The sequence below is a fragment of the Syntrophorhabdaceae bacterium genome, from assembly GCA_035541755.1.
Lineage (GTDB): Bacteria > Desulfobacterota > Syntrophorhabdia > Syntrophorhabdales > Syntrophorhabdaceae > PNOF01.
Genome location: DATKMQ010000172.1, coordinates 1 through 11,436 on the forward strand (window position 1 = coordinate 1; position 11,436 = coordinate 11,436).

Sequence of the window (11,436 nt, forward strand, 5' to 3'; positions counted from 1 at the left end):
GTGACGGTTCTTAAGCACATAAATCGTATGCAGAGGATTTACTATTGAAGCTCGCAAGATTAGAAATTTTTGGATTTAAGTCGTTCCTCAACAGAACGGTATTCCAGTTCTCGGAGGGTGTCACTTCCATTGTGGGTCCCAATGGATGCGGTAAAAGTAACATCGTCGACGCCATCGTCTGGGTGTTAGGCGAGAGAGGAACCAAAAGTTTGAGGGTAAAGGATATGGGAGACGTTATCTTCCATGGCAGTAACGGCAGAAGACCCGTCAACATAGCAGAGGTTTCACTTGATCTTACCGACGGTGACAAGGACCTCGTTGTCAAGAGGAGAATATATCGGGACGGTACCAATGAATATTTTCTCAACGGCAATCTGGTGAGGCTCAAAGATGTGCAGGACGCCTTTCTCGGAACCGGTATCGGCCTTAACTCATACGCCATTATAGAACAGGGCAGGATAGAAAGCTTCATCCAGATGAAGCCACTGGAACGAAGGATCATAGTTGAAGAGGTCAGCGGCATCACTCGATTCGAAGAGAAGAAGCGCGATGCAATCTCGAGAATGGAAGAAGTGACCGCGAATCTTGAAAGGATTGAGGATATATATAGAGAAGTCGGGGCCGGTTTCGAAAAAGCAGAACACGAATGGCAGCGATGGAAGGCATACCAAGTATTAGCGGACAAACTCCATGAGATTGACAAGTTGACACTTATCGATGGATACGCAAAACTCGCAAAAAGAATCGTGAAAATTCTGGAAAGGCAGAAAGACCTCGAGCTTGAGATCGTGAAGAAAGAAGAGGACAAAGCACGGATCAAGACCGACCTGGAAGCTAAAGAATCGGAGTTTGCCCTCACTGACAACGTTCAGAGACAGCTCGAAGTAGATATAAAGGGCAAAGAGAAGGATATGGAGAGTCGCCTTATCGAAATCGAGTACGTGAAGGAAGAAAGACAGCGCCTCGAAACGCAATCGGCCACTTACAGGGAAGAAGAGGCGAGGACTAACGCACAGATACAGGAGGCAGGGCAAGAGGTGGAGACACTCTCCCAAACATCGCTCGCCCAAAAGGGTCGCCTCGATGAAGAAGAGTCGGCCGAAAGCAGTTTACGGGAACAGACTGAAAAACTCAAATCTACCATAGAAGGATACGAAAAGAGACTTGAAGAAGACCGGACTGCCCTTTTCGTCTCCATGAGCAAACTGACCGATACGAAGAACCGGTTGGCCCAGATTGAGCGGATAGAGATTGAAAGACGAAAAAGGGAAGAGAAAGAGGCCATCGAGAAAAGGGAACTCGGAGAGGTCATGGAGAGGCTTGAGGCGAAACTCACGACCTTGAGAGAGAATCTCGAAAGAGAGAACCAGGCCCTCCACGCGGCTGGCGAGATGGCGGCTGGCGCTTTTGAGGAACGCGAAACCGCGCGGAGGCGCATCGAAGAAGAACGCGCCGGCGTGGAAAACCTGAAGAACGAAAGGAAGATTAAAGAAGATTTCTTCCGTGAACTCGGCGGCTTCATGGAGAGCTCCGAATCGGGTGAACAGGACGCGACCAAATTAATAAACATGATTAAGGTTGAGGAAGCCAAAGAAAAAGCGCTTGAAAGATTCTTCTCTCATGAGCTCGAGTACCAGGTGCTCGCCGACAAGGAATCTGGGGTCATCTCGACGATCGTGCAGAAACAGGAAGGAAATTATATTTTCTTTCCCCGAAAGGGCATCTTCCGATTGGGCGGATCCGAGGTCGAAGTGGATATAAAGTGGGTCCCAACTATCGATGAGGCGCTCTCGCGCATCGAAGGAGGCGAAGAGGGCATATTCATGAATGACACGGTCTGCATCGATTCCCGCGGTTTCATACTGAGCGGAAAAGACGCCAAGAAAATCGATCTCAAACAGTTTAGAGAAAAACTGAAGCTAGAAAAGGAATTGAAGACCATAGCTCTTACCCTGAAAACCCGTCAGGACGCCATAGCCAGTATGCAGGAAAGCTTTGCGGCTTCTGAAAAGGAGTACGAGAAGATAAAAAGGGATCGCGAAGGTAAGGAAGATACGGCAAGAAAAACAGAGAAGGAAATTCTCATTGTAGAGGCTCAGCTCAAAACAACGCTTGAGAGGCTAAACGGCATTGAAGCGAGAATCGACCTCACTGACGACAGATCGTCCGACGAAGCGCAACAACTATCTGAAGAGAAAAAACGCGCAGAAACCGAAAAGGCCGATATCGAATCAAGAATGGCGGCGCTTAAAGCAGATCTCGAAATCATCAGGAAAGACTATGAGGCCATCCGGTCCAAATGGCATGAAATCACCATCAGTATTGAAAGACAGAAGAGCGCGTTGAAATCGCTTGACGAGGACAAAGAACGAAAACTCTCGGCCATAAGAAGCCTCGCCGGCGAGATAGAGACGGGGCGGGGTAAGCTTAAGCAGGCTCAGGCCGAAATAAGTCGCCGTTCGGACAAGATTCAGGCGCTGGAGAAGGATTACGACGATCTGAAAATAGAGAACGAAAAACATCTCGCCCGATTTGAAGAGCTGAAGAAAATGCTCGGCAATCTTCACATGGAAAAGCAGGCCCTGCAGGATGCCATTGACGTTTTGGGAAAAGAGACGGAAAAAATCAGGGTGAGACGCGAAAACACCGATAAGGACATGGCCGTCCTTGCCGAAAAGCAAGAGACCATCCTGGAAAGGCTCAAGACAACATATAATATCGAAAATCCCTCAGATGTAACGGTTGAGTTGAGACCTAACATCGAAGAGGAGAGGGAAGCCGTGGTCGCCGAAATCGCTGACATGGGAGAAATCAATTTTCGGGCAGAAAAAGAATATCTTGAGCTGAAGGAGCGTCTGCTTTTTCTGGAAAAACAGAAAGAAGATCTGCAGAACGCCATGGAGTCCCTGAAGAAGACGATTACCAAGATCGATCATCTCACCAAAGAGCTGTTTACTGAAACGTTCGACAAAGTGAATGACGCGTTTAAGCGGTTCACCGATCTTCTCTTCAAGGGCGGCAAGGGTCATCTGCTCGTCAATCAGGAAAACGGGGGTATTGAGATGTTTGCCCAGCCTCCGGGGAAGAAGGTTCTCAGAATGGAGCTCCTCTCCGGCGGCGAAAAGGCCCTCATATCACTCGCCTTTCTCCTTGCTTTAATGGACACCAAGCCTACTCCTTTTGCGCTCATGGATGAAATAGACGCGCCCCTCGACGATGCGAATCTCATGGGCCTTCTCGAGATCATCAAGGGCATGGGACTGAAAACCCAGGTCATCTTCATCACCCACAACAGGATTACCATGGAGTGCTCAGATACGATTTACGGCATCACCATGGAAGAAGTGGGCGTCTCCAAGACGGTCTCCGTAAAGCTGTAACGGGCTTCTATCCTTCCGTCCAACATGCGTCCACCATGGGACGCCATCGACGCTCGGCGCCAAACATATGGACTTTTGAGCAATTATCCTATATATTTATGGCATCGGGGCGTAGCGCAGCATGGTTTAGCGCACTTGCTTGGGGTGCAAGAGGTCGCAGGTTCAAATCCCGTCGCCCCGATATTTTTATATATAGGGCCGTCATCCGCACCCTGGCCGGGAGATCTCATACCCGCGAGTGTGTGCCCGGCTGTCCCCTAGGCCCCTCCGCGGGGTTCAGGCTTTTGCCCGTCACAGGGCTGCTGAGCGCGGTGACGGTGGATGAGATAATCTCCCCCGTGGTGTCCCGAGGAGAAAAATTCTGTTTGATTGAGTGACCCGTGTTAATCCTTCTGACCAATGATGACGGTATCCATTCTGAAGGTCTTACAGTGCTCAGGCAGGACCTCATCAAAACGCACGATGTCTGTGTGGTCGCGCCGGAGAGGGAGAGGACATGCATCGGACACGCCATTACCCTGCACAAACCCTTAAGAATCAGAGAGCTCAAGGAAGGGATCTACGCGACAAACGGGGCCCCTGCCGACTGCGTTTACCTCGCCATTAAAGCGATTCTCAAGAGGAAACCGGACATGATTATTTCCGGCATCAACAAAGGCCCGAATATGGGCCAGGACGTTCATTATTCGGGGACCGTGGCCGCAGCTAAGGAGGGAGCCTTCCTGGGCATAACGTCAATGGCCGTATCCATATGCGCCCGCGAAGATTTTCTCTTCAAAGACTCTGCCCTTGCCGTCCATGAGATTATCGACATCGTTAAGGGTAAAACGCTCTTCACGCACAGCTTCTTGAATGCGAACATCCCTAATATTCCATATAAAGAGACAAAAGGTTTTATGGTGACAAGGCTCGGGAAAAGAATATATAATGATGAGGTTCTTGAGAGAGTAGACCCCAGGGGCGGGAAATACTACTGGATAGGCGGCACATCCGATGCCTACGAAGAGATTCGCGGCACCGATTTTTATGCAGTAGCAAAAGGTTATGTCTCCATAACCCCCCTTGGCCTGGACATGACGCATATAGATTCAATAAAAGACTATAAAACATATTTCAGGAGGAGTTCATGAAAACCACATTGTCTATTATCAAAGCCGACATAGGAAGCCTGGGCGGTCACCTCAAGCCAAGCGCGCGCCTCATCAAGGGCGTCCAAGATTTTCTCTCGAAGAACAACAAAGGCCTGTTCATCGACCATTTCGTGTGCCATACGGGAGACGATATAGCAATCCTCTTTTCTCACACGCAGGGTGTGGGCAGTGACAAGATCCATAAGTTCGCCTGGGACGCCTTCGTGGCAGGTACAGAGATAGCCAAAGAACAGGGCCTGTACGGCGCGGGGCAGGACCTTCTCAAGGACTCATTTTCCGGAAACGTAAAGGGCATGGGACCCGCCGTGGCAGAGATGGAGTTTGAGGAACGGCCTAATGAGCCATTCGTCTTCTTTGCCGCCGATAAGACCGATCCCGGCGCATACAACCTTCCCCTGTACCTTATGTTTGCAGATCCCATGTACAATTCAGGCCTGATGCTTTCTCCCAATATGGCAAAAGGCTTCAAATTTGTGATCATGGACGTGGCCCACACCGAAGGCGACAAGGTCATAGAGTTGAACACACCGGAAGAACTCTATGACATCGCAGCGCTGCTCAGGGATAATGAACGTTATGTGGTCGAGTCCGTATATTCGCGAGAAACAGGGGAGATCGGCGCCGTTGCATGCACCTCTCGCCTTCACAATATAGCGGGCAAATATACCGGCAAAGACGACCCTGTTATGCTTGTGAGGGTCCAGGGGCCCTTCCCGGCTACCGGGGAAGTGCTGGCGCCCTTCAATATCGGACACTACGTTGCGGGTTTTATGAGAGGCAGCCACAACGGCCCGCTCATGCCCGTGAAGATGAACTCCAGCGTCTCCTATTTTGACGGGCCGCCTGTGGTGAGCGCCCTCGGATTCTGCGTACACAACGGTAAGTTAACCGAACCTGCAGATGCCTTTGATCACCCGTACTGGGACTATATCAGGGCAAAAGTATCACGCAAGGCGACCGAGTTAAGGGAACAGGGCTTCTCGGGCCCAGCCATGCTACCTTATTCCGAGCTCGAATACGGCGGAATCGTAAAGAAGATGCAGAAGCTCGAGCCCAAGTTTAAGGTGAGAAATTAAAAAGGCTGTGGACGGTGAGGTGTGCCTCCCGGATAAAGGGCGTTGAATAGATTCGCCGGCCTTCTCTCTGTACGTATTATGAAATTCGCCATTGAAAACTTCGGCTGTCAGATGAACGAGCATGATATGGAAAGGATGAACGCTCTTCTGACGGAGAAGGGCTTCACGTACGTGAACGACGCGAGCCAGGCAGACGTGGTGATTGTCAACACGTGCTGTGTTCGAGAAAAAGCAGAGCAGAAATTCTATAGCCGTATGGGCCGTTTAAGGACCCTCAAGCGCAAAAGGGGCACTATCCTGGGCGTTACAGGATGCATCGCCCAGCTCGAAAAGCAGGAAATTCGTAACAGGCTTCCCTTCGTCGATTTCGCACTGGGCCCTTCGAATATCCACAAGATCTGTGAGGCCGTCCAAGATGCCGCGCACAAAACTCCTTTCTTTGAATTCTCCGAGAACGCAAGCGACAGCTGGCCCATGGCTACACCAGGTAACACCAAGGGGTCCGCAAAAGCGTATGTGACGATTATGAGGGGCTGCAATAACTTTTGCAGCTACTGCGTGGTACCGTACGTGCGGGGCAGGGAGAAGAGCAGGAAAAGCGACGACATCCTCGCTGAGATCGAGGGGCTCATAGCCTCCGGTGTAAAGGAGGTAACCCTGCTCGGACAAAATGTGAACTCATACAACAAGAACCGGGACGACGTCTCTTTTCCCGAGCTTCTTCACAGGATTAACGCGATACCAGACGTCGAGAGGATACGCTTTGTTACCTCCCATCCCAAGGACCTCTCATCGGAACTCATCGAATGTTTCGGCGCGCTTGATAAACTCTGCGAGTCAATCCACCTGCCTTTCCAGTCAGGTTCCAACAAGATCCTGAAACTCATGAACAGAGGCTACATGAGGGATGACTATATTGAAAAAGTGCTTATGCTTAAAGCGAGGTCTCACGACATGGCTGTAACAGCCGATTGCATTATCGGATTTCCCGGCGAGGAGGAAAAAGATTTCCTCGACACCATGGATCTTATCAATGAGGTGCGGTTCGACGGCGTCTTTTCCTTCGCCTTTTCTCCGAGGAAATTTACCGAGGCGGCGAATCTGCCCCAGCCTGTGCCGAGGGAAGCGGCCCTCGAAAGATTGCGCCATTTCCAAAGTGTGCAGAAATCCATAACCCTGGCGAAGAATAAAGAAATGGAAGGGAGAAAAACCCAGGTCCTCGCGGAGGATGTGAGCAAGAACTCCGAAGAGGAGTTGACCGGAAGGACACGGACGAACAAGATTGTCAATTTCAAAGGAAACAGAGATATGATTAACAAATTGGTGGAGGTTGACATCGTAAAAGGTTATGCTAATTCTCTAAGGGGTGAAAACCCGAAGGCAATAAGGAGGTAGATCATGCTGAAGGAGATGAAGGTTGCCGGCATTACGGTCGATCCTTTCACCAACACCCCTATCGTGCTTTTGAAAGATCTCAACGAGAACGATGTTCTCCCCATCTGGATAGGCCTTCTCGAAGCTTCAAGCATCGCTACGGCACTGGAGAACATCCAGACGCCGAGGCCTATGACCCATGACCTTTTGAAGAATATCCTCGATACGTTGCATGCCAAGGTGGTCAGGATCGAGATCAACGACCTGAAGGACAATACGTACTACGCCCTCCTGTACGTAGAGATGGGCAGGAAGAAACTTGTGATCGATGCAAGGCCAAGCGATGCGATCGCCATTGCGCTTAGGACAGGCGCATCGATTTTTGTGGAGGAAAGCGTAATTCAGCGGTCCGCAAAAGTTGATCTCACACAGAAGGGCGACAAGGTCGTGACCGACGCAACGGAGTGGGAAGATATACTCGAAAACCTGTCACAGGACGACTTCGGAAAGTATAAGATGTAAAGATATGATCGATCTGCATACACACTCTCTTCTGAGCGATGGCGAACTCCTGCCCTTGGAATTGGCAAGAAGGGCGAAGGTAAAGGGATACACCATATTGGGTATCAGCGACCACGTGGATGTTACAACCATAGAACAGGTCGTGGCCTCCATCCTGAAACTTACCGAAAAAGTCGAGTACCATCAAGGTATCAGGGTCATCCCCGGGGTGGAAATAACGCACTGTCCGGTGTACCTGATAGGTGAGATGATCACTCATGCACGCCGCCTCGGTATCCACTACGTGGTGGTACACGGAGAAACCATAGCCGAACCCGTAGAAAAAGGCACAAACAGGACGGCCATCGAGGCGAGCGCAGATATACTTGCCCATCCGGGACTCATCACCGAAGAAGATGTGGCGCTGGCACAAAAGCAGGGCGTGCTTTTAGAGGTGAGTGCCCGCAAGGGACACTCCCTTACAAATGGGCATGTGGTTAACCTTGCAAAGAAGCTCGGCGCCAAACTCATATTCGATACCGATTCGCACAGCCCGTCAGACCTGACCGACCGTGCGGCCGCATTACGAATTGCCATGGGCGCAGGGCTCACCGCAGCAGATTTCGACGAGATGCAGGAGAACGCCCTGGAACTCACGCGCAGGATAGGGAAGAAATCCGCATGAAGCTGAGCATCGACGAATCCATACAGGGTGTTCCCTACTACCCTAAGGCCATGATGTACGGTTTTGAGGACGGATGGACCATCCTCTCGTCCAATGAGAATCCCTTTCCGCCCTCGGAGAAGGTAATGACGGCCATTCTCGATGCCCTGCCTTCGATCAGCAGATACCCCGGAGGTGAGGCAGAGTTGAAGGCCGCCATCGCAGAGGAGTATCGGGTACATCCGGGGCAGGTCGTGATCGGCAACGGCTCCAACGAGCTGATTGAAATGTCGCTCAAGGCGGCGCGGCACGAGAAAAAAAATGGCGTGATTATCTCTGAGCCGTCCTTCGCATTCTATCATATAGCTGCGCAGATTTATGGCTACGAGGTCAAAAGGGCGCCCGTGAGCCACATGCGCGTGGACCTTAAGGCGCTTCGGAACCTCATCGACGAAAGGACTCGCCTTATCTTTCTCAATAATCCCTTGAACCCCACGGGCACGATCTTCGAAGAGGAGGATTTTGCAGCATTTATAAAATCGTTGCCCGCAGAGATTCTCGTGGTTGTGGACGAGGCCTACGCCGAGTTTGCCGAACACAAGAACTTCCCCCAGTCGTTGAAATATACGGAAGATTTTCCCGTTGTGGTCTTCAGAACGTTTTCGAAGGCGTATGGCCTGGCTGGATTGCGGGTAGGATACGGGCTGGGAAAGAAATCGCTTATCCCCTTTCTGGAGAGGACAAAGCAGCCCTTCAGCGTCAACATGATCGCTCTCGTCGCGGCTCGCGCCGCCCTCGCCGATAGAGAGCATTTAGAGAAGGTGATCGCGAGCGTGAGGCAGGGCAAACAGTTTTTCTATAATGCGTTCAGAGAACTCTCCCTCGAATACGTACCCACCGAGGCCAATTTTATCCTCGTCAAATTGGGGCGGGACGCAGAAACAATCACCAAAAAACTCTTCGACAAACAAATCCTTGTACGGTTCATGGGGGCGTACGGACTTCCCGACTATATCAGGGTAACGATCGGCCGCGCCGATGAAAACAGACGCTTCATCGAGGCGTTACAAAGAATAGTCTAAACCCGCTCTTCCACATTGCCGTCGAAAACCGACGCTCAATACCTTCCCCTCTGCGCTGCCTCAAAACAATGCCAACGGCTCATTACAGACAGAATCCCGTCACTCCTTCAGGTCTTCCGCATCCTAAGTCTGTAGCCCGCTTCGATAGACCACTACCTCTCGTTTGTCAGTAATCAGAAAAAATACTTGACATGATAAATAAATATCGATATATTTTTATCGATAACGAAATATCATAGAGGAGAAACCAGAACATGCCAGAAAGCGCTCAAGATAAGACAGATCAGAACCTTAGGGCTATCCCTGAACCCACATTGCGACGTCTTCCTCTTTATCACCAGTATCTCAAAAGAATGCACCATGAACGGAAGCTTGATTACATTTCATCAAATCAAATCGGAGATGATCTCCATGTTCAACCGATCCAGGTACGAAAAGACCTCGAAATCACCAAAGCCATAGGCAAACCAAAGCTCGGTTACGATGTGGCCGAGCTCATAGAAACCATCGAGACCTTTCTCGGCTGGAACAACACGACTGATGGGTATCTGGTCGGTGTTGGTCATCTCGGAGGAGCCCTGCTCGGATATCAGGGCTTCAAAGAGTACGGTCTCAATATCATTGCCGCCTTCGATTCCGACGAGTCAAAAGTGGGGACCGAGATGAAAGGGATAAAAGTACTCCATGTGGCAAAATTACCGAACATGATCCGCCGCATGGGAATTAAAATAGGGATCCTGACCGTCCCGGGAAGCTCGGCCCAGGAGCTTTCCGATGTAATGACCGGAGCAGGCATCAAGGCCATCTGGAACTTCTCACCCATCAAAATCAAAGTACCGGGAGACGTTATTGTACAGCACGAAAACCTTGCCTCTTCTCTCGTTGTGCTGTCGAAGAAGTTGTCTCTCGCGCTCGCTTCTAAAGAAAAACAGATTTAGGGAACACGTAAGAGATATGTCTCATGTTAAGCGTCTATCGTCGCGTCATCACAAGATTATTTCACGGAGGTAAAAGCGTGCATGGAAACAATAAGAAAATTTGAGCGTGTCTGTGAGATTGTGGATCAGAATGGCAGAAACCCTTCCCGGCTTATCCCTATCCTCCAAGCGGTTCAGGTCGAATACCGTTACCTGCCGCAAGAGATACTCACCTTTGTGGCAACGTCTCTCGGTTTGTCCCCGGCACGGGTATTTGGTGTTGCCACATTTTACTCTCTGTTTACCCTCAAGCCAAAGGGCAAGTATCTTATCCGCATATGTGACGGCACGGCCTGTCACGTCAAGGGGTCTATGGACCTCCACGAAGTCCTGTCGAAGAAACTCAACCTCACTTTACACACCGACACCACGCCCGATATGCTCTTTACCCTGGAGAAGGTCAATTGTCTGGGCGCGTGCGGGCTGGCTCCTGCCATGATGATCAATGACGAGGTTTACGGCCAGCTGACCAGGAAAAAGGCAAACGATATTATCGATGGTATTTTCAATAAGGAGATCGGTCATGAACCTCACAATGATGGGAATTAATAAGACAAAACGCGATTTCGAAAAATACGAGGCGGCCATAAGCCGGCGCGTTCTTGTATGTGCAGGTACAGGTTGTCTCGTGAACGGATCATTGAAAATCTATGAAGAACTGATCAAGGCCGCCAAAAAGGCAAAAATCGGGGCGATCATCGAACTGAAGAAGGAAGAAGAAGGCGTCTTTATATCGAAAACGGGGTGTCAGGGCTTCTGCCAGATTGGCCCTCTGGTCACCATCCTGCCCGAGGGCATTCTCTACAGAAAAGTCAAAATCGAGGATGTCGGTGAAATCGTGGAGAAGACCCTTCGAAACGGCGAGACTGTAACGCGGCTCCTCTACGTTGACCCTGAAACACAATCGACCTGTTTGACCGCAAGTCAGATGCCTTTCTACCGGAACCAGCAGCGGTTCGTGCTGAAAAACTGCGGACTTATCGACCCTGAGAATATCAACGAATACATCGCTAAAGGCGGTTACATGGCCGCGGTCATGTCCTGTTCGGAAATGACGCCCGAAGAGGTCTGTGATCGCATCAGTGAATCGGGCTTACGGGGTCGGGGCGGAGGTGGCTTTCCTACGGGCAAGAAATGGCATGCGGCGCGCATCCAGGAAAATTCCAAGAAGTATGTCATCTGCAACGGCGATGAGGGTGACCCCGGGGCTTTCATGGATATGGGCATTATG

10 protein-coding genes and 1 tRNA gene are annotated in these 11,436 nt (G+C 50.5%); all 11 read left to right on the forward strand.

What is annotated here, in order from left to right; all coding sequences use genetic code 11:
• The first annotated feature begins 44 nt into the window (after window positions 1-44).
• Entirely contained in the window at window positions 45-3,380 is a 3,336-nt protein-coding gene (gene smc, locus VMT62_16795; protein ID HVN98086.1) for a chromosome segregation protein SMC, read from the forward strand.
• A gap of 105 nt (window positions 3,381-3,485) precedes the next feature.
• Window positions 3,486-3,561, forward strand: a tRNA-Pro gene (locus VMT62_16800).
• Window positions 3,562-3,760: 199 nt separating this feature from the next.
• A complete protein-coding gene (gene surE, locus VMT62_16805; GenBank protein ID HVN98087.1) occupies window positions 3,761-4,510 on the forward strand; it encodes a 5'/3'-nucleotidase SurE in 750 nt (249 codons plus the stop codon).
• Window positions 4,507-5,607, forward strand: coding sequence for a fructose-1,6-bisphosphate aldolase/phosphatase (gene fbp, locus VMT62_16810; GenBank protein HVN98088.1), 1,101 nt, complete (start codon window positions 4,507-4,509; stop codon window positions 5,605-5,607). Before surE ends, fbp begins: the two co-directional genes overlap by 4 nt.
• Window positions 5,608-5,685: 78 nt before the next feature.
• On the forward strand, window positions 5,686-7,002 hold the full coding sequence (miaB, locus tag VMT62_16815) for a tRNA (N6-isopentenyl adenosine(37)-C2)-methylthiotransferase MiaB (GenBank protein HVN98089.1): 1,317 nt from the start codon (window positions 5,686-5,688) through the stop codon (window positions 7,000-7,002).
• Window positions 7,003-7,005: 3 nt separating this feature from the next.
• Complete coding sequence (locus VMT62_16820) at window positions 7,006-7,503, forward strand: bifunctional nuclease family protein (GenBank protein HVN98090.1); 498 nt, start codon at window positions 7,006-7,008, stop codon at window positions 7,501-7,503.
• Window positions 7,504-7,507: 4 nt separating this feature from the next.
• On the forward strand, window positions 7,508-8,167 hold the full coding sequence (locus tag VMT62_16825; GenBank protein HVN98091.1) for a histidinol phosphate phosphatase domain-containing protein: 660 nt from the start codon (window positions 7,508-7,510) through the stop codon (window positions 8,165-8,167).
• Window positions 8,164-9,228: a histidinol-phosphate transaminase gene (gene hisC / locus VMT62_16830; protein HVN98092.1), complete on the forward strand. Its 1,065-nt coding sequence runs from the start codon at window positions 8,164-8,166 to the stop codon at window positions 9,226-9,228. Before VMT62_16825 ends, hisC begins: the two co-directional genes overlap by 4 nt.
• 254 nt (window positions 9,229-9,482) lie before the next feature.
• A complete protein-coding gene (locus VMT62_16835; protein ID HVN98093.1) occupies window positions 9,483-10,166 on the forward strand; it encodes a redox-sensing transcriptional repressor Rex in 684 nt (227 codons plus the stop codon).
• An 81-nt stretch (window positions 10,167-10,247) separates the two neighbouring features.
• On the forward strand, window positions 10,248-10,754 hold the full coding sequence (locus tag VMT62_16840) for an NAD(P)H-dependent oxidoreductase subunit E (GenBank protein HVN98094.1): 507 nt from the start codon (window positions 10,248-10,250) through the stop codon (window positions 10,752-10,754).
• Window positions 10,729-11,436 (forward strand): NAD(P)H-dependent oxidoreductase subunit E (locus VMT62_16845; protein ID HVN98095.1); only part of this gene is annotated, 708 nt, incomplete at its 3' end. The genes VMT62_16840 and VMT62_16845, both read left to right, overlap by 26 nt.

Coding starts and splice junctions, on each gene's coding strand:
- fbp (HVN98088.1), top strand. CDS start 4,507: ATGAAAACCACATTGTCTATTATCAAAGCCGACATAGGAAGCCTGGGC.
- miaB (HVN98089.1), top strand. CDS start 5,686: ATGAAATTCGCCATTGAAAACTTCGGCTGTCAGATGAACGAGCATGAT.
- VMT62_16820 (HVN98090.1), top strand. CDS start 7,006: ATGCTGAAGGAGATGAAGGTTGCCGGCATTACGGTCGATCCTTTCACC.
- VMT62_16825 (HVN98091.1), top strand. CDS start 7,508: ATGATCGATCTGCATACACACTCTCTTCTGAGCGATGGCGAACTCCTG.
- hisC (HVN98092.1), top strand. CDS start 8,164: ATGAAGCTGAGCATCGACGAATCCATACAGGGTGTTCCCTACTACCCT.
- VMT62_16835 (HVN98093.1), top strand. CDS start 9,483: ATGCCAGAAAGCGCTCAAGATAAGACAGATCAGAACCTTAGGGCTATC.
- VMT62_16840 (HVN98094.1), top strand. CDS start 10,248: ATGGAAACAATAAGAAAATTTGAGCGTGTCTGTGAGATTGTGGATCAG.